Source organism: Vibrio sp. LaRot3 (assembly GCF_027587025.1).
In the GTDB taxonomy this organism is placed as follows: domain Bacteria; phylum Pseudomonadota; class Gammaproteobacteria; order Enterobacterales; family Vibrionaceae; genus Vibrio.
In genome coordinates, this window is the sequence record NZ_JAPPTI010000002.1 from 94,897 (window position 1) to 119,872 (window position 24,976).

Here is a 24,976-nt window from a genome sequence, read left to right on the forward strand (position 1 = left end):
AAACGCGAACATTATTTTCTATTTTTATACAGAAGTCTGTTCTTTAAAGAACAGAAACCTTTTTATTGGGGCAATATACTGTAACTCTAAATAGCCAAGAGGTGTCGAGCTTGTGTTGAACTCTGTTGTACGTCGTTTATTGACTTTGTCTCTTATCTTATTTGGCTCAGTGCTAACTAGTACTGGTGCTCTCGCGCAATCTTTTCAGAAAGCGATAACAATAGGTATTCCCGCTTCAGAGGATGCCAGTACGGTTTATCCTGATTCGCAAAGTGTACAACGTCTTGCTGAATTCATGACTCAGTATTGGCAAGTATGGGGGGCGCGTTATAGCTATGATGTGACCATCCTCCGCGAGCCATATACCATGTTGGCGGCGAAGCTAAAGTCAGGTGAGGTTGATGCCATTAGCTTTAGCGCTTCAGCGAGAAACGGTGAAGGTGCTTTGTATAGTATTCCATTTGCTTATACGGGTGCTGCATTGTATGAACGTATTGGCGACCGCCACAAGGGCCGTCCAGTTGCTTTGGATATTCCTTCCTCTCTTCTTCCTAAAAACTTTAACTATTCACAGCATCTGGTTTACCACAACAACGATCTCGACAACACCCTAAGCAATGCGCGTTACGTCAACTATATCTACTCATGGAGTACTGATCAGATTGCGCAAAAACTCAAAGAGAGGGGGCTAGAAAATAGCTTCATTCTAGAGCAGCAATATCACGGTGTTCCGCTACGCGTAAAAACACTCGATAAACAACGTGCGCTAATGCGAGATATTAACCGTGGTATTCGAATGACCTCACAATCGGTTGTGAGTGAAATTTGGCAAGGGGTAAATAAGGGGCATAACAATAGCATTCAATTGGTTATCGGTAACTACCACCAGAAACTGACTGAAGCGCAAGAATGGCTATTGGTTGATAAGCCGTTTCTGACTTACGCCTATATCGAAAATGGTGAAGAACCGTATTTCATTAGTGATAACTTCGAACTTGAAGGTTACACCATCGATGTGCTTAACCTCATTTCTGATCGTTTAGGTATCACCTTTATTGGTCAGCCTTACCGCTCCTTCCAAGAGGCTCTAGACGCAGTTAAAAACCACGAAGTCGATTTGTTCCCCGGCGTGTTTAAAACGGAATCTCGCTCAGTTGCCTTAGACTTTACCAGTGACATTGATAAAGCCTCGATTGGCATCATCAGCGAAACGGACTATTACGCCATTTCAGAGCTGCTTGGCCTGCGTATTGCGTTGGTGCGCGGCCTGCATGAAAACGACATCGTTGCACGTATCTTGCCAAGTAGCCCAATTATCTATGTAGATACCGCGGAAGAGGCGATTCAAGCGGTAGCGGAAGGGCGCGCCGATGCTTTTGTCGGTAAATTGCTTAACAGTATTTATTTGGTGGATAAGAAAAATCTTTACGGTTTGAAAATACACATCGCTCAAGATGTAAAAGAGGAGTTGTGGCCACGTATAGCACTGGCGAAAAACCAACAAAGTTGGCGAGATTTTCTTAACCTTGGTATCCATGTTCTTGGTGATAACTTCCAACAAGAAATTGGTCAAAAATGGCAGCGCGCTGTTGAAGCGAACTATCAAGAACAGCAAAGACAGCGACTTTTCCGCCAGTCATTGTATGTCGGTATATCGTTTGCGATTCTCGTGGTGATTGCGCTTGTCTTTTATCGCAATCAGTTGAAGAAAAGAGCCAAGGCTCAGGCCATTTTAGAAAAAGCACTGCAAGAAGCAGAAGCCGCAAAACGCCAAGCAGAAGATATGGCGTTGGCGAAATCAGACTTCCTTGCGCGGATGAGCCATGAGATTCGTACACCGATGAATGGCGTATTGGGAATGGCTGAAGCGCTGTCATTTACCCAGTTAGATCAAGAACAAGCCGATTTGCTGCATACCTTGAATGGTTCGGCGCGTAATTTAATGGCGCTGCTCAACGATGTGCTCGATTTCTCTAAGATGGATGCAGGTAAACTGACTTTAGAAAGCATTACTTGCGATCTTTCAACGCTGCTTTCCGGTGTGGAAGGGAACTTCCGCCATAAAGCACAGGCAAAAGAGTTGGTTCTGCATAGTCGACTCGATTCTCAGCTTCACGCTAGCTACTACTGCGATTCAACACGTTTAATGCAAGTGCTGAACAATTTAGTTTCCAACTCAATTAAGTTTACTGAACAAGGTTATGTTGAGCTTAGTGCTCAGATGATTGCGGAAAACTATCGTCAAGATGAGTTTGGCAATCAGTATGATTTGCTGAGCTTCCAAGTGCGCGATAGCGGCATCGGTATCTCTAAAGAAAAGCTGGGTAGCCTTTTTGATCCATTCGTTCAGGCAGATGGCGATATTACACGTCGCTTTGGTGGTACGGGCCTTGGCTTGAGCATCAGTAAAGAAATTGTCGATGAAATGGGCGGTGAGATCAAAGTGAGCTCTGTGCTTGGTCACGGCAGTTTGTTCAATATCATGTTGCCAGTGCAAAGAGTGATTATTGAAACCGCAAATGGCGAAGAAGAAGTTCAATCACCACAAAACTTTGCGCGCAAAGATCTCACTACCTTACGAGTGCTCTTTGCCGAAGACAACGAAGTAAACCGTAAGGTGATTGGTGGTCAGCTAAAACGTCTGGGTGTGGAATTTGATAGTGCTGAAAATGGTGCAATCGCGTACAAAATGTATCAGTCCGGCACCCATTATGATGTGGTACTGTCAGATTGCCATATGCCAGAGATGGATGGTTTTACCTTAGCGGGGAAGATTGCAGAACAGCGCATCGAAGGTAAGCCTCATCTGATCGCAATTACCGCCGATGCGCTGAGTGGCGCAGCGAAGCGTTGTCTCTCTGCTGGTTTTGATGACTATATCTCTAAGCCTTGCCCACTTGACGTATTAGAAGCCAAACTGAATAGCGTGGCAGCGACATTAGACACCGATGAATCAGTCGAACTCGCTCAAATTGATTTAGCCTCGGAGCAAGATGATGATCTGAGTTGGCTTGATGAGTTTGAATCGGTCACCCCACAGTTAGAAGATACAGTCACAACTGAACAGATTGATATTGAGTGGCTTGATGGAGGGGAAGAGGTTAACCCGCAAGACGAATATCAAACGGCCTCGCAGCCACCACTTGAGCATATCGAGTGGGATGATGAAGTGGTAAGCGACGAGCAACCAAGTAGCAGCGCACCTGCAGATAGTTCACTAGAGAGCCTGTTAGCTGAACTAGAAAACATCAGCAGTGCTGAGCCTGAACCGTTGGCAAATGATGTTGAAGATCTATTTGAAGCCCTTGAAGAACCAGAACTGGAAGCCCCAAGTTTATTCCCAGAATACATTTCCTTTACTCCGACTGCGGTACTAATGATGAGCGGAGAAGATATGGATATTGCCAAAGAAATACTGGAGTCTTTCTTGTCTAATTATCAAAAGGACATCGATGAACTGAACGGCGCTTGGAACAAACACGATATTCCAGAGTTAAAAGATGTGGCTCATCGAATTAAGGGTAGTGCACTTTACCTAGGTAGCGAAGCCATCTCTGAAGTGGCGAAAGATCTCGAGCATGCCAGCGCTGATAACAACACAGAGCTTGCAGCAGAGCGTGTGGAATACATATCGCAGCATCTTGTGGTGCTTGCTCAAGAGGTTGAGCAATATTGCGAGACGGTAGCCGCATGAAAATACGCTCCTCACTCGATGTAACGATTCGCTGGGTAATTTATTCCGTCGCGGTAGTGGTGGCGTTTGTCGCGGGTGCAACTGCATTAACGGCGCTAAATGGTGAGCGAGAATATTGGAAGAACCAGATTGCAGAAAACTACAAATACCAAGTGCTTGGCTTGGTAAAAGATGAGTTTTTCAAAATCAACAAGCAAAGCGAATTCTTACGAACTAGTAATACGGTTTACAGCTATACCAAATATCGCAACCTGTATGGCTTAAGCCGTGTTATCGAAAGTCGTCATTTAGAGCAGTTTGGTATCACTGGTGTGCTTGTACAGGATGTTGGGGGTAGAGAAGTTTATTCCAACTCAAAAACGGCCAATCATCTGTTTAAATCGATGGTGGATATGTTCGTGCCAGTGATGGATAGCCCATACGAAATGGCGCGTGACCATGGATTCATCTTTGTCGATGGCCGAATATTTCTATACAGCTCTTATGAGTTACTCGGTGTCAATCGTGATGGTTCTGCTGGTCAACTCACCATGTTCAAAGAGGTGACATCACAGCATGTCGCTGAAATTAGCCAAAAGCTAGGGCGCAAGTTCGATATTCAATACACATCGGCGAGTCGCCGCTTAATGCGGGTGAGCTATTCAAGTGGGGTAGAAATTTCCGTGCATGATATTGCTGCCACTGCACGAGACATCAAAATTGAATACCGAGCCATCTTACCCAGTGGTGTGGTTCAGCCAGCCAGCTTTGTGGTCTATTTCCCATTGGAAAAACAGATCAGCGATCATTGGATTGTCGCGGTCAGTGTCTGTTTGTTTATCTTCGCGACCATTTTGGTTGCATGGGTCATGATCCGTCAGTTTGTAATGATTCCAGCCTCTAAAGTAGCTGAAATGATCACTGATGAGTCGGGCTTTAAGAATCAAGAGTTAACTAACCTACCTACAGAGCTAGACGAAATCTATCAACGATTTAGGCATCTCTACGACAATATTGAAAGACAAAACCGCTTTAGCGAGCAATTGGTGGATGCGATCGGCGATGTGATTATTACGGTCAATATCGATGGTGAAATCGAGTACCTAAACCCAGCGGCATGTGAATGGCTCGGGTTTGAAGAGAAAAAATTACTCGGCGAACCGATCGAAATGTACATCACTACTCGAGATAAGCAGCATGAGACTTTCTCTAGTTGGCTGTACAAAACTAACATGATGGGCCACCGTGTTGAGCGAACGCTCAGGCTGAATGTGTTAGGCCGTAAGAATGTCTGTTACTCGTGCGATATTATTTGTCAGCCAGTGGATCTCAACAGGGCTGGGGGCAGTGAGTCGACATCTGTGGTGGTAATTCGTATTAACAGTACCAAACGATGTAATCGTGGCATGAAAGCGTGCAAGTTGTGTGAATAGTCATCGGTCAAGGAAACAGAAAAGGGCGCTTAGCGCCCTTTTGTCATTGTTGGAGTCTATTTCAGGAAAGCCCCAATTGGCTTATTCGCCAGCCATTGCTTGGCGTTTGCCCTTGATACTTGCTAGTAGCATGTACACGCAAGTAGCAAGCAAAGCTGCAAATAAGTAACCCAGTAGCCCTTGAGTGCCTAACATAAAGCTATCCGCGATCACTGGGCCAGCCACTGAACCAATGCTGTAGCTAAATAGCATGACTTGCGTTACCGAAACAATGTAGCTTGGGTCAAGCTTATCGCAGCCTAAGTTGATCGCAACTGGGTAAATGGCGAACACTGCCATGCCTAGTACAAATAAGCTCACGCCCAAAAGATGAATGCTGCTATCTGAAGCGGCTAGGCTGATCGATGCGACACCTAATAAGCAAAACAGAGCCATCAACAGTGTGCGACCTAAAAACTTAGAAAGCCAAGGTACGATTGGTTGTACGGCCATGCCACCCAAAATGATTAACGCCATCAAACCGCCTAAATCATCATGAGCGATACCGCGATTGCTTAGCTCTACTGGCATTAAGCCGTAAATTGCGCCCAAGGTTAAACCAGAAACAATACAACCAATGATTGCAGCATGGTTTAGTTTGGTCATTTGCTTTAGTGACAAGGTCGCGCTGTGGCCAGATTCTGGTTGGTCAGAACGGCCAAAGAACAGCACAACAATCGCTAAGCTAAGTAGCAATAAAATCGCGATGAATGGCACGCTACCTGTGATACCCAAAAAGCCAATACCAAGTTGACCTAGTGAGCTACCACCGTAAAGTGAGCCCATGTATAGACCTAAACGTTTTGCGCGCGCACTTTCGTCACCGTGAAGTAGCCAAGATTCTACAATCACGAATACACCTGCAACAGCGATACCTGCGATGAAGCGAGCCACTAACCACGCTGATGCTGAAGCAATCGTTGGTAGCACAACAATTGTCGCAATAAACGCCAAAAGGCAGTAAATGAAAGCATTACGGTGACCCACTTTGTTTACTAGCGGTTCAATCACCATCGCGCCAACAAGCAGGCCGGCATAAAACACACTGGCTAGCCAACTCGCTAAACTGCCGTCCAAACCATAGTGTGGAAGCATTAGCGGAATTAAGCTCATTAAATAGCCAGACGCTACCGCATAAAGAGCTAACGCGATAACAGGTACTGCGATGCGAGCTTTAGGTGCAGGAGCTAGAGTGTTTTCCAATGTCTTTGCCTCAAGTTGAATATATTTTAGGGGGGATTTGCGGCGACTATGGACAATTAGAGGGTTTTGGTAAAACGAAAAGTTTTATTCATGACGATTAATGTTTTTTATCGTCATTTTTGCTGACTATTTATATGAAAAAGCCGACAAAACAAGCAGTTTGTCGGCTTAAGATTGTGCGTTATAAAGATAGTTTTATTTGGTCAAAGCTTCGTTTAGCCATTGATTAAATTGGCTTTTTGGTAGTGCGCCATTAATGACATCTACTCTTTTGCCGTTTTTAAATACCATAATGGTTGGAATGCTTCTAATCTGATGTTGCATCGCTAAATTTTGTTGGTCTTCCGTGTTTATTTTTACAAATCGTACATTTTCTGCCCTTTCTTGAGCGACATCTTCAAAGACTGGCGCGAATCCAACACAAGGGTTACACCAAGGGGCCCAAAAATCGACAACGACAGGCTGTTCGCTGTTCATTAGAGCGGCAAAGTTCAACTCCGTCGCTTCAATAGGTGCGCCATCAAGAAGCGGCTGTTGGCATTTTCCGCAGTTTGGGCTCTCTGAAACGCGCTCTAAGGGTACTCGGTTCACCCCAGAGCAAGATGGGCATCGGGTATTAAATGTTGACATGACTTCTCTCTTTAATTGCTTATGCGATGGATTTGAGCGTTTCCATCTCTTATTTAAGGTTATTGTTGTTTGTATTTGTGCAGTAAATCTAGCGGAATATGGCAGTAATCATCAGGGCGTAGAGTCAAACGGTCTTGGTGCTCAGGGTCGCTCTTGACGTAATTGCTAAGAGCAATGACTTCTACAGCGATTTTGTCACTGTCTTCACATGCAGCGATAAATCGCTGCGCGACTTCAAGGTGCTGAGGTTTGCGACTGTAGATACCCGTACGATACTTCTCGCCGACGTCGTTACCTTGCTGGTTGATACTATAAGGATCGATGATTTCGAAAAAGTAGCCGATGAGCTGGGTTAATGACACTTGGTTAGGGTCATAAACCGTCCTCACGCATTCCGCGTATCCATCGTAAGGTGTATTGGTTGAGGTGCTGTTGCCATTGGCTCGCCCTGCTTCAGTTTCCACCACGCCGGGTAAGTGGCGCATAAATTCCTGTACACCCCATAGGCAACCTCCCGCAAAATACACTTCTTCCATTACAACGTCCGATCCTCTGTTTCAGTGACTCCACGAGCCTGTACTAATATTGCTATAGGGGTGAATATTGCTATGCACCACTCAGATATATACTATTTGGGGATAAATGATAAAAAGTAAAGGCTCTCAATGACCAACTATTACGCCGAAATTACCGGCTGGGGAAAATGTGTTCCGCCAGCAACGCTCTCTAATGATGACTTAAGTACCTTTTTAGATACTTCCGACGAGTGGATTCGCACTCGAACGGGGATTGAAAATCGTCGCATTAGTCATGTAGAAACATCTGACATGGCGACGGTTGCCGCTAAGCATGCCATCGCTTGTGCAGGATTAACTGCTCAAGACATTGATGTGATTATAGTGGCAACGTGTTCTCCGGATTCACTTATCCCTAATATTGCGTCAAAAGTATCGCAAAACCTTGGCATTCAAGGTGCGACAGCATTTGATTTGAACGCTGCTTGTACAGGCTTTGTTTATGCATTGGAAACTGCAACGCGTTTGATTCAGGCTGGTAATTATCAAAATGCGTTAATCATTGGTGCTGAGCGTTTGTCGTTCTATATCGATTGGACACAGCGTGACACGGCAGTGCTATTTGGTGATGGCGCAGGTGCAGCGATCCTCAGTAAGACCGACCAGCCAGTGGGTTTACAAAACGCTCAGCTCGGTTGTGATTCGCAAGGTCGTGATATTTTGGCAGTACCTAAATTTGGTACGTCAATGGATCGCTTTGCGGCTGATAATGGCCATTGGGATTTCAATTTTGTTGGTAAAGAAATCTTCAAGCGTGCAGTAAAAGGGATGGGCGCGGCAGCGCACAGTGTGCTAACTCGTAGTCAATTAACGACTGACCAAGTGGATGTCGTGATTCCGCATCAAGCCAATATTCGCATCATTCAAACGTTGTGTGACTTAGCGGGTATTGCGCAGGATAAAGCGTTTGTAAACATCCAGAACTACGGTAATACCTCTGCGGCGACAGTACCGATTGCGCTTTGTGAAGCGCTAGAGCAGGGTAAAGTGAAGCCGGGTGATAACTTACTTTTGGCAGCATTTGGTGCAGGTTTAACATGGGGTGCGGGTCATGTTCGTTGGGGTCAACGCGTGACACCTCTAGAAACAAGCGATGCTCAATTACCGCCTTGTGAACAAACCGCTTTGCTACTGCTAGAAAATGCGATTACTCAGTGTAAAAGCCGATAGTTAGCAACATTTTAGAATGCTATTATTGCGCCCTTAACGATAAGAATAAGGGCGCAAATGAAGTTTCTTCATACCTCAGATTGGCACCTAGGCCGTCAGTTTCACAATGTCTCATTGCTTGATGATCAGCGAGCTGTACTTGAGCAAATTGTCCAATATATTGATGAAAATCCGGTCGATGCTTTAGTGATAGCCGGGGACATTTACGATCGTTCAGTACCGCCGACTGCCGCCATTCAACTGCTTGACCAATTCGTCGCTAAGGTATGCGCAGAGCGAAACCTACCTATTATTCTTATTTCCGGTAACCATGATGGTGCTCAGCGTTTAGCGTTTGGTGCTGGGCAAATGAAAAGTGCGGGTTTGCACATCATTGCCAGTTTTGACGATATGCTTAAACCTGTAGTCATCAACAGCGACATCGGTGAGGTGGCTTTTTATGGCATGCCTTACAACGACCCAGAATTAGTGCGCCATCATTATCAGCAAAGCGTCTCTGATCATGACCAAGCGCATCAATACTTGGCAAACTTGATATTAGAGCAACGCAATACCGAGCAAAAGAACGTATTGATTAGCCACTGCTTCATGGATGGCGCGATTGAATCTGAATCTGAGCGCCCACTTTCGATTGGCGGGTCAGAGCAAGTTAGTCATCAACATTTTGTTGAGTTTGACTATGTCGCGCTAGGTCATTTGCATCAACCACAGAAAAAGGGTGAAGAGTACATTCGCTACTCTGGCTCTTTAATGAAGTACAGCTTCTCTGAGCAGTATCATAATAAAGGCATGAGCCTTGTTGAGCTTGATGAGAACGGTTTTAAATCGGTTACGCACATTCCTCTTATCGCACCACATCAGATGCGTATCGTAGAAGGGGAGATGGATGAGATCTTACAGCAAGGTAAAACCGATCCTAACGCACACGACTACTTATTAGTTCGCCTACAAGATAAACACGCCATCTTAGATCCGATGGATAAATTACGTAAGGTTTACCCTAATGTACTGCATCTTGAAAAGCCGGGTATGTTAGTAGGTGTTGACCAAGAAATAGGTAAAGCACGGTTAGCGCGTGGCGAGCTCGATATGTTTAAAGACTTCTTCTTAGAAGCGAAAAAGGAATCGTTGACTGAGCAGCAAGAGTCTGCGATTTCCGACATTATTCAGCAGCTTTCTGCCGATAAGGAGAGCAAATAATGACGCCGTTGAAGCTCACTATTCAAGCGTTTGGTCCTTTTGCAGGCAAAGAGCGAATTGACTTTACTGCGTTGGGCCATGCGCCACTCTTTCTTATTAATGGCCCAACAGGGTCGGGTAAAAGTTCGATTCTTGATGCTATCTGTTTTGCTTTGTATGGCGAAACGACCGGTAGCGAACGAACCGGCGATCAAATGCGATGTGATCACGCCAGTGCTGACGCTTTGGCCGAGGTGAGTTTTGATTTCAGTTTAGGACAAAACCAATATCGCGTGGTGCGCTCTCCTGAGCAGCAAGTGCCTAAAAAGCGTGGCGAAGGGACGACAAAAAAAGCTCACAACGCAATCCTGTTCCAGTTGGTAGACGGTGAAGAACAGCTGATTGCCAATAAGCCGACTCCGGTGGCAAAAGCTGTAGTGGAACTGATTGGACTCGATGTAAAACAGTTTCGTCAGGTCATGGTGCTACCACAAGGTAAGTTCCGTGAGTTATTGATTGCCAATTCTAAAGAGCGCGAACAGATCTTCGGTCAGTTGTTCCAAACTCATATCTACGTTGCCATTGAGCGTGCTCTGTTTGAAAAGGCCGCTCATATTCGACGCTCAAAGGATGAGTTTGATAATCAAATTAAGGGCGCTCTGGACGTAGCGAGCGTTGCGACAGAAGATGAGCTAAAGCAGCAACTTCAAGACTTAGCACCGCAACTAGAACAAGCAGAATTTGCGACAAGCAGTAAAGCTAAAGTGCTAGAGCAAGCTAAAGCGACTCATAAATCTGCATCAGACCTGCAAGCGAAATTTGTCCGCCGTGAGCAGTTGAGCCAGCAAGTACAACAACTGCAAGATAAGCAGCCTGAGATGGACAGTTTGGCATTACAGCGCAAGCATGCGTTAGCAGCTCAAGAGCTTAAATTGCCATACAATACCAAGCTGCAATGCGCTCAGACATTAAAACAGTTAGACCTGCAAACGCAGCAAGCGGCAGCGACGGTTGTTACCCAGCGAGAGGCTCAACAATCCGCGCAAGCCAAGTTAGAGCAAGCGACGCAGTCCGTGCAAGCAGTACCAACGCTTCAGCAGCAGTTATTCAACTTGCAGGAAGTGGCGAAACGCTTGGCAGAGCGCGACAAGCAGCAAGCGCATTTGGTCACTGCACAGAATGCGTGTAAACAGTCAGAGTTGGACGTTAATCAGGTCACTCAACAGCTTGAGCAATTGGATCGACAAATCAAAGCGCAGCAAACTCATTTGCAAACCAGTAAGGAGCAAATGGCTGCATTACCAGCCATGGTTCAGCAACGCGTCGCGATAGAAAAGCAAATCCACGCATGTAATGAATTGGCGAACACGCAACAAGCTGCTCAGCAGTTGCAGCAAATTCATCAACAAAAGCAGGGCGAATACCAGCTTGCTGTACAACAAACTGAGGCGGCCAAACGCAGTGCTGACCAGCTTGAATACACGTGGCATTCAGCACAAGCGGCGGTACTTGCACAAACGTTGCAGCTTGGTCAGCCATGTCCGGTATGTGGTAGCAAAGAGCACCCAAATCCCGCCGAGTTTGCCCAGCAAGTGATTACTAAACAGCAAGTCGATGATGCGCGTGCAGAGCAGCAGCTACGCCTGAATCAGCAAGAGCAAGCTAGCCAAGCTTTGCAGCAAGCGCAGATGGACGTTGCTAAAGTAGAACAAGCAGTCAAAGGTTGGCAACAACAGCTGAGTGACGGCGCCAAGTCGATAGAGCAATGGCAGCAAGAACTCGCTCAGTTAATGGTTGAGATAAACAAGCTAGAACAGCTCAATATCGAGCAGATTAACGCGCAGTTAAACAGTTCGGAACAACAGTTTAGTCAGCTTAAGTCGCAGCTTGTGATGAGCGAGAAAAAGCAGGTTGAAGACAAGCAGCGCTTAGCTTCTGTTGAATCAGCTCTGAATACTTTGATGCAAGATGTCGAGTTAAGTCAGCAAGATAGCCAATATGTGCAGGCGGAGCAGCAAAAAACTCAGCAACAGATTCTCTCACTACAGCAGGCAGAGAGCGTTGCTAAGACTGCTTATGAGCAAGCGCAAAGTCAATTAATTACCAGCCAAACACAAGCCGATGCATTCAATAAGCAGTTGCAAGAAGCAAAGCATAAAGACGAGATCGCTCAGCAAGCATGGCAGCAAGCTTTGAGTGATAGCCAATTTGATGATGAACAAGGGCTTGTTGATGCAGAGCTGAGTCAAAGTCAAATGGAGCAGATAGAACAGCAGTTGCAGCAATACGCGGAACAACTGGCAAGTTTAAAAGGTGCGTTTTCGGCATTGGAACAAGATTTAGTGGATCAGCAGTCGCCTAACCTTGAAGTGCTTGAACAAGCGGTAGTTGTCGCACAACAAGAGCATCAGCAGGCGCTAAATATGCTCACACAGTTTAAATCTCAGTACGATAACCTTCACAAAGTTGAGCTGCGATTGACCGAGCTGTACAAACAAAACCAAGCGTTAGAGCAAGAGTATCAGGTGATCGGCACGTTAAGTGACATTGCTAATGGCCGAACAGGCGCCAAAGTGAGTTTGCACCGTTTCGTGCTTGGTGTACTGCTTGATGATGTATTGATTCAAGCCTCTCAACGTTTACGCAAGATGAGTAAAGGGCGTTACGAGTTACGTCGCAAAGAAGAGCGCGCGAAAGGCAATGCAGGCTCTGGTCTTGATCTGCTGGTGGAAGATGGTTACTCAGGTAAGTTGCGTGATGTCGCCACTTTGTCAGGTGGTGAGTCCTTTATGGCGGCACTGGCTTTGGCGCTTGGCCTTTCGGATGTTGTTCAATCATACAGCGGCGGTATTCGCCTTGATACGCTGTTTATTGATGAAGGTTTTGGCAGCCTCGACCCAGAATCACTCGATCTAGCCATTCAAACTCTAATCGACTTACAGCAGGGAGGTCGAACGATAGGTTTGATTTCGCACGTTAGTGAGTTGAAAGAGCAGATGTCGCTAAGAGTGGATGTCACTGCTGATCGCAGTGGCAGCCGTATCTCACTTCATGGCGTTGCTTAGTATTCGGTACAAATGATATTGGTTGTATAAAATTTCCCAAACATCCCTTTATTAAGTAAAATGTAAATATAACAAGCCCTATTTTTATAGGGCTTTAATTATTGAACGCGAGTATGGTTATGGATGTGGTACGCAAGGTCTATCAAAATGCGGAACCTAATTTGACGTTAATCGGCTGGATGGGCTTTTTCGGCTTTCCTGTGTATTATTATGTCTGGACTTACATGTTCCCTCAGTCCTATGAATCATTAGGGTTGCGTATATTTTGTTCCTTACTGTTTTTAGTGATCGCGTTACGTCACCATGTTCCTAATTTTGTTCGACGTTACTTACCTATTTATTTCTCTATTAGTATCTCGGTCTGTTTGCCATTCTTTTTCTCTTACATGATGTTTAAGAATGATTGGTCAACAGTGTGGGTCATGTCGTTTATGGCCTCGACTCTGATCCATATTCTATTGGTCTGTCGAACGTCTATAGTGATCGCGCAGGCTGTGATCGCTGTGCTTGCTGCAATGCTATTGGTTTATGGCCCACACATTGAAGCGCTTGAACAATCGGTGCTGTGGCAATATGTGCCAATCTTCGTGTTTAACTACATGTTTGGCACTGTGTTTTATCGTCGTAATCAAAGCGAAAGCGAAAGCCGCGTGTCTATCGCAAAGTCGTTTGGGGCAGGTATTGCTCATGAAATGCGCAATCCACTCAGTGCGTTAAAAGCCACTATTGATGTGCTGGATTCACTCTTGCCAAACCCGAAGGGCAATCAACAACAAATCGAGTTGTCGAACGAATCGGCCAAGCTTGCGAAAGAGGTGATAGCCGATGCTAACGAAGCGATTCGTAGTGGCACTGAAACCATCGATTTACTGCTGACATCGATAGATGAAAACCGTATTACCAATGCTAGCTACCGCAAACATTCGATGCGAGAGTTGGTGCAAAAATCACTCAATAGCTTCTCTTATCAAAGCCCGCAGCATCGCCAAAGTGTGCAAATGGACCTTAAGCAAGACTTCTCATTCTTCGGTAGTGATACGCTGCTTAAGTACGCGTTATATAACTTGCTTAAGAACGCTTTCTACTATGGTAAGCGTGATCAATTTAAAGTCGAAGTTGAGCTCAAACATTGCGGGCACTATAACGAACTGATTTTTCGAGATAATGGCATCGGCATGAGCAGTGATGTGCGTAATCAGATTTTTGAAGACTTTTATACCTACGGTAAAACTGGCGGTTACGGACTTGGCTTGCCATTTTGCTATAAGGTGATGCAAGCGATGGGGGGCAAGATCAGCTGCCGATCCGAGCTGAATCAATTCACGGAATTCACCTTAAGCTTCCCGTTATATAGTTCCGATGCAGTTGCTGGGATTAAATCGGATTTGCTCAAATCGAAGTCGGCACTTTATGTCGGAGGTTCGATGGCGATTTCGCGAGTGCTGGATGATACCGCATTCTACAAAGGGTATAAGTTTATCCATCTTGAGGTAGAAGAGGCGTTGGCTCGTGGGGAGTATGAGTTTGAGTACGATCTCATCTTTGTTGATATTAACTGTGAACTGGCAAACAGGCGTCATCTTGAACAGTTAGAAGCGAAACTGGGTTTTACCGAAGCAAGAATTGTTTATCTGTTTGATAAAGAGTGGTGTTATTACCATGGTCAAGAAAGACCGATGGCTTTCTATCCGTTGGAAAAGCAACGCTTGATGAAATATTGCAATCGAGTTACCGATGAGTTGTTCTTCGAGTCACCGATGATGAGTCGTCAGCTTGTATCTGATGAGCGACGTGCAAATGATGAAAACACTTTTCAAGGTAAGCGGGTATTGCTTGCTGATGACAATCATTCTTTTCGGGCTTATACCGCGATTTTATTGCAGCAGCAGGGTTTTGAAGTGGTTCAGGCAAAAAATGGACAAGAAGCCCTTGAGTACTTACCTCAATCACGTTTTGACTTGGTATTGATGGATATTGAAATGCCGACTTTAAACGGTTTGGAAGCCACGACAGCGATTCGGACCATGCATACGGAGCTTCGTCAGCTGCCGATTATTGGCTATACCGGAGATTCAAGTAGCGAAATGGTGGCGTCACTGACCGAGGCGGGCTTCAATGATTACTTAGTTAAACCAGCCGATACTGAAACCATCTTACAGAAAATTCGCCAATGGCTTTAAGCTTTGCGTCTTAAGCGTTGAGGCCAATACATTTTCACGTATCCAGCCGATACCCACAGTACCAATATTGTAGCGATGGAAAGTTCAAACAGGCCGAAATCATGTAACCAATGCCAGCGCGGATGGTATTGCTCAAAAAAGGTAGTAAGACGGTGCATTGCGACCGCACTGATTACCGATGGGAAGGTCACCGCTGCAATCGATGGCTGAAATTTCAGTCGCATTAAGCGGAAATAGCACAGGTAGATCATCAACGTCATCGTGATCGCGATGCCAGCTAATGCGCCGGTTAAAATTGGGTCTGGTTGTTTGAAGTTGACCAAGTAAGTCGCGAGGGTGAGGTTGATTGGTGCAGCCATGATCGCGAGTGTCGGTCTGGCGCGGCGAGGCAACATCCCTTCAAATACCAAGCGGTACAACACCAAAGGCAGCATAAAGAAATAAATGGTGATGCAAACATTCACCAAAGTTTCAGAGAACAGAGTATGCCCAAATTGCGTGCCTGCCAAAGAACTACTGATGAGCCCCACTGGGTATAAGAACCAGCTCGGGACAATATTCGACATCTTAAACTTTGAGAGCTGGAAGGTGAAAAACAATACCATCATGGTGATGTGAAGAAACAGCGCTGCAAACCAGATTGGGTAGGCAATGATCGGCGAAATCACCGCAAGGTAGTCACATAAGATGAGTAAAGCCATGCTCATCGGCGCCATAAGGCTACCGCTTAAAGGATGGCGCAAATCAGAGATAAAAATATCTAAATTGGTGAGATATTTTATAAGGACAGGGGCAAGTAACATTGCGCCAAGCCCAGCGAGGTATGGACGAATAAGTACGCCAATTTCAGGTATGTAGAGCGCCCATGCGTGTCCCAAGCCGATAATACCCAATGCGAGGGCCGCTTGTGATGGTGGCACATTTTGAAATTGCGTCAATCTTCTCCAATTCAAGCAGGCGCTCCTTTTGCCTTAAACAGCGTGAGTCGATAGATGTGCATGAACTTATAGTAGAAGTTGCCACAACAATGCAACTTCTACTATAAGTTCATGAATTTGGGCGCAAATAATAGCAAGTTCATCGGTTGCGTTGCAATTATCAATTTGCGTCTGGTGGCAAATCTTGCTGTCTTAACTTGTCGTTTTTTAAGGTTCTATGAAGAAGTTGGCTATAGATAGGTTGCCCGCCGAGCATTTGAGCAAATATTACCGCACCTAAGCTGGTGATGATCAAAGGCAAGATCAAATAGTAATTATTAGTCATCTCTATCACTAATAAAATACCAGTGATAGGAGCACGCACCGTACCGGCAAACAAAGCGCCCATACCAGCAATAGCAAACATACCCGGAGTAATGGGTAGATCAGGGAAAAATTGCTGCGCGATTAAGCCAAAGGCATAGCCAAATAAAGTGCCCAGCGCCAGCATCGGGGCAAAAATACCGCCAGGTGCACCAGAGCCAAAGCAGAGTAGCGTGGTAAAAATGCGGCCTACAAAGAGTAATAACAAGAACGCAGCACCATAATCACCATTGGTGATATTTGGGATGAGCCAAATGCCGCCACCAGTCAGTTCTGGAATGTAGAGCAACATTAAGCCGAAGCAACCACCAATCATCGAGCCGGTTAACAGGTAACGTTTTCGATCGTTCTTGTGCAGTTTGACAAACATATCTTGCGACAAGGTCACTAGACGGTTGAACACGACACCGAAAATGCCAAATAACGCGCCAAGTAATAAGAACAACCATAAGGTGTTCAATTCCGGCGGCTGATATTGCGGCATAGTGATGACCGCATCTTGGCCGTTGATGTAGCGAAACACTATGTTGGCCGAGATAGCAGAGATGATCACTGCGCGAATTGAAATCAAAGAATAACGAAATTGAGGGCGCATCTCTTCGACAACAAACATAATGCCTGCGAGGGGAGCATTGAAAGCCGCCGCAAGGCCGCCCGCCGCGCCAGATGCTAACAGTGAGTGGCGGGTATCTTCGCTTTTGACACGGAAAATATCCGTAACCATTCGACCAATCGCGCCCCCCATTTGAACCGTTGGACCTTCGCGGCCAAGCACCATACCTGAGCCAAGTGCCCCCATACCACCAAAAAACTTAACGGGTAAAACGCGCCACCAACGAACGGGACGAATACCATCCATTGCGCCTTCAATTTCCGGAATACCCGATCCTGCTGCTTCTGGTGCGAAGCGATGAACAAGGTAATAGCCGATAAAAGCCAATAGGGCACTGATCAAGAAGGCCGCGAGCCATAATGGCAATACACTGCCTATTTCACTTTTAAGCCATTCGGTACGAGTTTCGGATACGAGGTGCACCGCATGTTCGAAATAGGTGCCGACGAGCCCAGCTAATACCCCAACAATAAGCGACATAAATAACACCGATAGTGGCGTTTTGTCTTTTGAGAGAAATTGGTTAATCGCATCCTTGGGCATTTTTGCTAGGAAAGATTGCTTAATTTTCTCTCGTTTAGTCATGGGGATAGGGGCCTCTTAGTTAGTCGCGGGGAAGGCTGAAATTATACGCCCCTGCTCATTTAACTATAGCGATAAGAATGGAATATTGATTTTCATATTTGAGTGAACAACTTCAACTCGGGATTTTTCGACTTTCTTATCCTGAACTGAGGTTAAATAGAGGTTTTTGGATGGGTAAATATAGAGCCGTTAGTGCGAAGTCGAAGTTTTGAACACAGCCTCTAGGACTTTTTATCCAAAACTTGCACTTTTATGGTTTTGAGCCATAGTTAAGTTGTAAGACAATCTGAACCGACTCGCATGGAGGAATATCTGTCTTACCTACAATTTGGATGGAATCAAGTAATCATTTCCAAAGCCTCGTTTCACATCGAAATGCATCAATAGACATTTCGATTCGCAGACTCACGATTGAGTAACGAGGGATTAAGGCGCGCTCAAGTAGTGCGCCTTTTGTCGATTAATCCCTTGGTATAGAGTTTATCCCTCAAACAAGTAAAGGTAATCTTCATACCCCTCTTTGACCATATCTTCTTTTGCGACAAAGCGCATAGCTGCTGAGTTCATGCAGTAACGTAACCCTGTAGGTTCTGGGCCATCTTTAAACACATGACCTAAATGTGAATCAGCAAAACGACTGCGTACTTCGGTACGCGGGTAAATCAACTTATAGTCAGTTTGCGTGACCACATAGGCATCATTGATTGGTTGAGTAAAGCTTGGCCACCCAGTGCCAGAGCGGTACTTGTCTGTTGAAGAAAATAAAGGTTCACCGGAAACAATGTCAACGTAGATACCTGCTTGTTTATTATCCCAATATTTGTTTTTGAATGGGCGCTCAGTCCCATCTTCTTGTGTTACGTAATATTGCAGCTCGGTTAGCTTTGACTTAATTTCATCGTCAGAAGGCTTAGAATAGGCTTTATTGTTACCTTGTGACTGACTTTCATCTATCAATTGACGCAAGGTTTTTGGGTTTTCATCACGATCATCGCCGAAAATGTCGTCTAAATATTGGTCACGCCCTGAAGCATAACGGTAGTAGTTGTAACGAACTTTACTGCGCTTGTAGTAATCCTGATGATAACCTTCTGCAGGCCAGAACTTTTCGAACTTAATTAGTTCGGTCATCAACGGTTTTTTGAAAATCCCTAATTGGTCAATTTCAGACATGAAATTAGACGCAATCTGTTTTTGCTGCGGATCATGATAGAAGATGGCAGGTCGATATTGAGGACCTCTATCTACAAATGACCCCTTGCTGTCGGTTGGGTCAATATGACGGAAAAACTGATCAAGCACTTGCTCATACGTTAATGCATCGGTGTCATAAGTTACTTGAATCACTTCGATATGACCGGACTTACCCGAGGAAACTTGTTTGTAGGTCGGGTTAACTTGTTCACCACCGGAATAACCTGAAACCACATCGATGACGCCGGGGAGCTTTTCAAGATCCGATTCGGTACACCAAAAGCAACCTCCAGCTAAAGTAGCAATTGCCGTGTTGTCTGCGTTGATCGCGGTTTTCATATCACTATCGGCCTGACCAACAAAAGATGCAGCAATCGCGGTAACAGCAACGATAGGAGCGAACCATTTGAGCTTTACTTTCATTCCAACCTCTCTGAGTTGTGTTTGTGTTAAAGATAAGGAAAGATGATTGAGCTAAAAAATTGCATACCAATACAAAATATATACGTTGAGTAGACGAAGGAGGGCAGGGATGACTAGGAAATTATCAGGCGGATGCTGTTGTGGTGAAGTTCAGTTTGAAGTGAATGACGATTTCAAACACTTCTTTTTTTGCCATTGTGAACAGTGCCGAAAGCTAACGGGAGGTGCGCATGCCGCTAACCTCTTTACACAGACAAACAACATTAAATGGCTTAAGGGTGAAGACCAAATGGGGCGCTATGTTCATCCTGATAGAGCCTTCGTCAAAGCATTTTGTCGGATATGTGGGTCTGGTTTGCCTTATGTAAATAAGAGCGGGAAGTTTTTAATCGTACCAGCTGGTAGCCTCAACCAAGAGCCAACAAAGGCTGTGGATGCGAGGATATTTATTAGTGAGCAGGCGGATTGGCATAAACATGGGCTAGAAGCCACTACATTTGAAGGGTTTCCTAGTTAGGCTAAGTACTAAGCTCATACTCGTTGATGCGAATTAAAAAGCGAGCACATGGCTCGCTTTGTTGGTTTATTTTTCTCTAACGGATCGCTAACTTAATCCGATGATGTTGCCTTCATCATCTAAGTCTAAATTCATGAATGCAGGCTTTTCAGGTAACCCCGGCATAGTCATTACGTTGCCACATAACGCGTAAATAAATCCCGCGCCAGCACAGAGTTTAAGCTCTCGGATTGGGACATTGAACTTGGTTGGTGCGCCTTTAACGCTGCCGTCGGTTGAAATCGAAAGCGGCGTTTTAGCGAGACAGACTGCAAGGTTGTCATAACCGTTTTCAATAAAGCGATCGAGCTGCTTACGTGCTTGGTAGCTTAAGGTAACGTTGGATGCGCCGTAGCCTACTTCAGCAACCGCCATTAACTTTTCTTCAGTGGTTTGGTTTAAGCGGTAGAGCGGGGTGAACTGTGTTTCGTGCTGACACTGTTTGACGACTTTTTTAGCCAGTTCAATTGTGCCTTCGCCGCCTTTACCGAAACCTTCACTAATGGCTACTTCAACGTTGTTTGGCAGTGATTCCACCATGGCTTTTAGTTGTTCAAGCTCTTGTTGGCTGTCTTGTGGGAAACGGTTAATGGCCACAACCGCAGGCACACCATATTTATTGACGTTGTTAATATGCCATTTTAGGTTCTCAAAACCGGCGATCAGTGCTTGCTCATCATTCTCAAACAGTGAATCAGGGATAGGTTGACCCGGTTTTAAATCATACAAGCCGGAGTTGGCCTTTAGGCCGCGTAATGTGGCGACAATCACCGCACAGTCTGGTGCTTTACCAGAAGCTTGCGCTTTGATATTACAGGCTTTCTCAAAACCCATATCTGAGCCGAAGCCGCCTTCTGTTACAGTAAAGTCAGCCAACTTAGTCGCAATGCTGTCTGCAATGATTGAGGAATTACCATGAGCAATATTAGCGAATGGGCCTGCATGTATCAGGGTTGGAACACCTTCAAGGGTTTGCATCAATGTTGGCTCTATAGCTTCTTTCATGCTAACGGCCATTGCCCCTGCGACTTGCAGATCTTCAGTTGTGACGGGCTCTCCATCTAAATTGTAAGCGACCACGATGCGTCCAATGCGCTTGCGTAAATCACTTAAGTCAGAGGCGAGTGCTAAAATTGCCATAAGCTCAGATGCTGCTGAAATATCGAAGCCATCTTCGCGCTCGTAGCCATTAATTGTTTTGCCAATGTCGTTCTTGCCAACAGTAACCATGCGAAGCGCGCGGTCGTTGTGGTCCATGACACGTTTCCAAACCACATTCTTAGCATCAATTCTAAGAGCGGTTAGCCCGCTGCGTTTTTCGAAGTCTTCATAGCCATTACGCTGCTCATGGTAAATACGAGCATCGATGGCTGCTGCCGCTAGGTTGTGAGCCGCAGTCACCGCGTGAATGTCACCCGTTAAGTGTAGGTTGAGCTCTTCCATAGGTGCGACTTGTGAATAACCACCACCGGCTGCGCCACCTTTAACCCCAAATACTGGGCCCATGGAAGGTTGGCGAATACATGCCATGACCGAGCGATTTAGTTTGGCAAGACCTTGGGATAGGCCAATGGTAGTGACCGTTTTTCCTTCGCCAAGCGGTGTCGGCGTAATGGCAGTAACAATAACCAATTTACCAGTAACATTGTGTTCAAGGCGCTTAAGGCTGTTAAGTGAAACTTTTGCTTTGTACTTGCCTTGGCTATGGAATTCATCGTGTTGTAGGCCGGCAGCGTGAGCAACTTGAGTTATTGGTGTTAGTTGCGTAGCGCGGCAAATGTCAATATCCGACAGCATAATACCCTCTTTTATGCGACCAAAATGGCTAGGAAAACGTTTGCGCAAGCATAATATCGTTAAAATATGCTTTGTAAAGAATTAGTTTGTAGCACAACGTGCATTGTATATTAGCAATTGATGGTTAAAAAGATAAATATCTTTAGAACGGGTGGGTGGGGCGAATATTCTAAAAAGGACCTGCCTTTCGGCAGGCCAAATCCCTGTGGAGCAGAAAAAGTTGGGGGAACTTTTTATTGGGAGAATAACCGTAAGTTTTTTAGATGGTTAATTGTTGTTCACCTAAATCATGTTCCGATAACAACCTACAAGTACATCATGACTAAGCCGCCATTTCCGGCTTAGATGTCTTTGCTGGATCACTCAATTTAAGTAACCGGCAGACATTCACATCTCCACTGCCTTCTACCGATTCAAGTTGAGTGATCAGCAAAGAGCTAATCGGTAAAGCAGAAGTTCGGGTTTTCAAATGTTCTGCAATTAAAGTGGGTAGCTCTATGCTTTGATGAGCTTCATGGCTAAAGAAAATAGGAGTCACACCACGTAAAATGGCCATCTTAGCTAATAAGCGAGAGTCATCACTTAGCGCCCATATAGCGGCTTTACTTTGGCAGCGAGACATCAATCGCGGTGTTTCACCATGCTGGGTCAAAATGGCGACACCTAAATCTTTATGAACGCGAGAAGCAGAAATCATCGATGATAAAGCAAAGCTTTTGCCTGGCTCTGAACATAGGTGGCTTAACTCTTCCCAACAGTTTTGCTGGCACTCAATTTCGGCTTCCGCACCTTTTGCGATGCGCACCATTGCTTCTACAGACTCTACAGGAAATGCACCAGCTGCCGATTCAGCAGAAAGCATGACGGCGTCTGTGCCATCGATAATCGCATTAGCGACATCCATCACTTCAGCACGTGTAGGTAATGGGTTATCAATCATAGACTCCATCATTTGCGTGGCGGTGATGACGGGTTTGCCGTGATGTTTGGCACGCTCAATCAGTTTCTTCTGTGTGAAGGCTAGTCGTGCATCACCAATCTCTACACCTAAATCGCCACGGGCAACCATGATGACATCTGATGCTTGAATCACCTCATCCATTGCTTGCTCATTAGCGACCACTTCAGCGCGTTCAACTTTTGCCACGATATGAGCGTCACTACCCGCTTTTTCTGCTAGGTGGCGAGCGTAATCGAGATCTTCTCCGTTACGTGGGAATGAAACCGCAATGAAATCCGCTTTAATTTGTGCTGCGGTGATGATGTCTATTTTATCTTTTGCGGTGAGAGCTGGTGCTGATAGTCCGCCACCAAGAAGGTTGATACCTTTGCGGTCAGACAGTTTGCCATTGTTAAGCGCAACCGTGCGAACCCATTGCTCCGCTTCGTTGACCTCAAGTACTTTCAATTGAACTCGGCCATCATCAAGTAGCAGTACATCGTCGATGTTCAGATCAGCAATCAATTCAGGGTAGTCTAAGCCAACACGTTGCAGGTTACCTGCTTTGCTGCCTAGCAGACCATCTAAATAGAATTCATCGTCTTTAGTCAGCTGAATCGGGCCATGTTTGAAGCAAGAAATGCGAATTTTAGGGCCTTGTAGATCAGCCAGTATCGCTACTGTGGTATTAAGTTCAGACGCGATTGAACGGATATGAGCCGCACGTTCAATGTGTTCGTCAGCTGTACCATGAGAGAAGTTTAAACGAACAACGTTTACACCAGCTTTGATTAGTTTAGTTAGCATTTCTCGGGATGAACATGCAGGGCCAAGCGTTGCTACGATTTTTGTTTTACACATATTTGCACCTATAACGACAAAAAGGGTGATTAAAATGGGATGCGTTATATTGAAAAGAGAGTTGCTCATGTAAGAGCGCCATTAAGACGCTCCTACTGAGCCGCTGGGTGAGCAGCGAGTTATGGATTAGTGGCTAGGTTTTACTTCCAGCTCTTTTTCTTCTGGTTGAATATCAACTACTTTCTTCGCGTTCCATACTGTCAACGCTAGGAATAGAGACACAACTGCTGCGGCCAGCCAGAAGTACTGTGCTTGACTGAAGTCGTACGTTTTTACGCCATCTACCTCGGTAATCGTAATAAGAGACGCTGATACGACTTCCTGCGCAGAGGCTGCGATGTAAGAGAACAGACCGATGAAGCCTTTTACTGCTCCTACAGCATTTTTAGGCATTAGGTCACAAGCGGTTAGACCTGCAAGGAATACCACAAGACCACCGATAGCGAAGCCGATAAGACCAAGAGCAACAGCATCAACCATGCGGTTATCTGGGCCAAAGAACATCAGACACATACCTGCAACGTTAGCAATACCGTACATGAGAGTAGGAATGTGGCGGTTAGATTTGAATAGTTTGTCTGAAATAATACCGGATAAGATAGCGCCTGCTAGACCTGCGATTGGGTAAGTAGACATAGCGAAACCAGCATCAATCAGCGAGTAGCCTTTTGCTTCTTGTAGGTACAGAACCGCCCAAGAAGACATTGCGTAACGAGATACGTACATTGCCGCACACGCCGCTGCGATTAGCCATACTGCTGGTTGTTTTAGAATGAATAGTTGTGCACGACGTGTTTCTTTAGGGTCGTTGCTCTTCTTCATTTCTGGCTCTTCGTCAAATGCTGTAGCAGCATCTGGTAGACCATAAGTTTGAGGGCGATCTTTTAGTGCGAAGAACATACATAGCGCAGCTGCGATTGCTGCAATACCTGCACCGATAAAGCCTGCACGCCAGCCAAGGTAGCTCACTAGAGTTGCTGTTAGGATCCATGTGATACCTTCACCAATGTTACGCGAACCACCCCAGATAGAGTAACGGCTACCACGTTGCTTAGGTGAGAACCATTGGAACAGCGACACACAAGATGGCGCTGAACCAACAGATTGGAACCAACCGTTTAAGCCCCATAAAAGTACGAAGAACAGGCCAGCAGTGTTAAGGCCCATTGCAATCGCGGTAACACCAGAAAGTACTAGAGAGAACGACATAAATCGGCCGATGTTGGCATAGTCAGAAAGGAACCCGTTCGAGAACTTACCAATAGCGTAAGTGAAGAAGAAAGCCGAACCCATTAGACCCAGTTCTTCGATGGTTACGATACCGGCATCAAGCATTGGCTTTTTAACCACACCTAAGCTCATTCGTACTACGTAGAATACTGCGTAACCAAATACTAAGCCTAAGAATACTTGCCATTGGTAGCGTTTAAAGCGAGATTGCATCTCTTGTTTTGAACCGTCTGATAATGGCGCATCAGGACGGGTTTTGAAGAAGTTGAACATAAAGCTCTCCGTGTTCTATCAAAGATTGAAATGTGTTTTCACGGAGGCATCTTCAG

The 24,976-nt window shown here is 45.4% G+C and carries 15 protein-coding genes and 1 pseudogene; 7 read left to right on the forward strand and 9 right to left on the reverse strand.

Annotated features, from left to right (window positions below; all coding sequences use genetic code 11):
- Positions 1-112: 112 nt before the first annotated feature.
- Both OH461_RS07205 and OH461_RS07210 read left to right on the forward strand, forming a co-directional pair.
- The gene (locus OH461_RS07205) at positions 113-3,694 is read left to right on the forward strand and encodes an ATP-binding protein (protein WP_270019955.1); all 3,582 of its coding nucleotides are present in this window, start codon (positions 113-115) and stop codon (positions 3,692-3,694) included.
- Positions 3,691-5,106: a PAS domain-containing protein gene (locus OH461_RS07210; protein WP_270019956.1), complete on the forward strand. Its 1,416-nt coding sequence runs from the start codon at positions 3,691-3,693 to the stop codon at positions 5,104-5,106. The genes OH461_RS07205 and OH461_RS07210 overlap by 4 nt, the downstream gene beginning before the upstream one ends.
- Before the next feature lie 81 nt (positions 5,107-5,187).
- On the opposite strand, the gene OH461_RS07215 is transcribed toward OH461_RS07210, so the two are convergent.
- The 3 genes from OH461_RS07215 to OH461_RS07225 form a co-directional block, all read right to left on the reverse strand.
- Positions 5,188-6,348 (reverse strand): MFS transporter, encoded by a 1,161-nt coding sequence (locus tag OH461_RS07215; protein ID WP_270019957.1) that lies wholly within the window; start codon positions 6,346-6,348, stop codon positions 5,188-5,190.
- Between the two features lie 195 nt (positions 6,349-6,543).
- Positions 6,544-6,978 carry a thioredoxin TrxC gene (trxC, locus tag OH461_RS07220; protein WP_270019958.1) on the reverse strand — a complete coding sequence of 145 codons (435 nt, stop codon included), beginning with the start codon at positions 6,976-6,978 and terminating at the stop codon, positions 6,544-6,546.
- Positions 6,979-7,037: 59 nt separating this feature from the next.
- On the reverse strand, positions 7,038-7,514 hold the full coding sequence (locus tag OH461_RS07225) for a peptide-methionine (S)-S-oxide reductase (protein WP_270019959.1): 477 nt from the start codon (positions 7,512-7,514) through the stop codon (positions 7,038-7,040).
- A gap of 129 nt (positions 7,515-7,643) precedes the next feature.
- Here OH461_RS07225 and OH461_RS07230 point away from each other — a divergent pair, with 129 nt between their 5' ends.
- The 4 genes from OH461_RS07230 to OH461_RS07245 all read left to right on the forward strand — a co-directional run bounded on the left by OH461_RS07230 (position 7,644) and on the right by OH461_RS07245 (position 15,147).
- Positions 7,644-8,723: a ketoacyl-ACP synthase III gene (locus OH461_RS07230; RefSeq protein WP_270019960.1), complete on the forward strand. Its 1,080-nt coding sequence runs from the start codon at positions 7,644-7,646 to the stop codon at positions 8,721-8,723.
- Positions 8,724-8,780: 57 nt separating this feature from the next.
- Complete coding sequence (locus OH461_RS07235; RefSeq protein WP_270019961.1) at positions 8,781-9,923, forward strand: exonuclease SbcCD subunit D; 1,143 nt, start codon at positions 8,781-8,783, stop codon at positions 9,921-9,923.
- On the forward strand, positions 9,923-12,967 hold the full coding sequence (locus tag OH461_RS07240; RefSeq protein ID WP_270019962.1) for an AAA family ATPase: 3,045 nt from the start codon (positions 9,923-9,925) through the stop codon (positions 12,965-12,967). Before OH461_RS07235 ends, OH461_RS07240 begins: the two co-directional genes overlap by 1 nt.
- A gap of 119 nt (positions 12,968-13,086) precedes the next feature.
- Positions 13,087-15,147, forward strand: coding sequence for an ATP-binding response regulator (locus OH461_RS07245; protein WP_270019963.1), 2,061 nt, complete (start codon positions 13,087-13,089; stop codon positions 15,145-15,147).
- On the opposite strand, the gene OH461_RS07250 is transcribed toward OH461_RS07245, so the two are convergent.
- The 3 genes from OH461_RS07250 to msrB form a co-directional block, all read right to left on the reverse strand.
- The gene (locus OH461_RS07250; protein WP_270019964.1) at positions 15,144-16,100 is read right to left on the reverse strand and encodes a TDT family transporter; all 957 of its coding nucleotides are present in this window, start codon (positions 16,098-16,100) and stop codon (positions 15,144-15,146) included. The two genes, OH461_RS07245 and OH461_RS07250, sit on opposite strands and share 4 nt — an antisense overlap.
- Positions 16,101-16,245: 145 nt before the next feature.
- Entirely contained in the window at positions 16,246-17,646 is a 1,401-nt protein-coding gene (gene clcA, locus OH461_RS07255; protein ID WP_270019965.1) for a H(+)/Cl(-) exchange transporter ClcA, read from the reverse strand.
- Between the two features lie 480 nt (positions 17,647-18,126).
- Positions 18,127-19,263 carry a peptide-methionine (R)-S-oxide reductase MsrB gene (msrB, locus tag OH461_RS07260; RefSeq protein WP_270019966.1) on the reverse strand — a complete coding sequence of 379 codons (1,137 nt, stop codon included), beginning with the start codon at positions 19,261-19,263 and terminating at the stop codon, positions 18,127-18,129.
- Positions 19,264-19,372: 109 nt separating this feature from the next.
- Between msrB and OH461_RS07265 the strand changes: the two genes are divergently transcribed.
- Positions 19,373-19,780, forward strand: coding sequence for a GFA family protein (locus OH461_RS07265; protein WP_270019968.1), 408 nt, complete (start codon positions 19,373-19,375; stop codon positions 19,778-19,780).
- Between the two features lie 87 nt (positions 19,781-19,867).
- On the opposite strand, the gene OH461_RS07270 is transcribed toward OH461_RS07265, so the two are convergent.
- The 3 genes and pseudogenes from OH461_RS07270 to OH461_RS07280 all read right to left on the reverse strand — a co-directional run bounded on the left by OH461_RS07270 (position 19,868) and on the right by OH461_RS07280 (position 24,920).
- Complete coding sequence (locus OH461_RS07270) at positions 19,868-21,616, reverse strand: formate--tetrahydrofolate ligase (RefSeq protein WP_270019969.1); 1,749 nt, start codon at positions 21,614-21,616, stop codon at positions 19,868-19,870.
- A 424-nt stretch (positions 21,617-22,040) separates the two neighbouring features.
- A pseudogene (gene pyk / locus OH461_RS07275) lies at positions 22,041-23,486 on the reverse strand (pyruvate kinase); the annotation flags it as partial.
- A 57-nt stretch (positions 23,487-23,543) separates the two neighbouring features.
- Positions 23,544-24,920, reverse strand: a complete 1,377-nt coding sequence (locus OH461_RS07280) for an MFS transporter (protein WP_270019971.1) — start codon at positions 24,918-24,920, stop codon at positions 23,544-23,546.
- Positions 24,921-24,976: the final 56 nt, after the last annotated feature.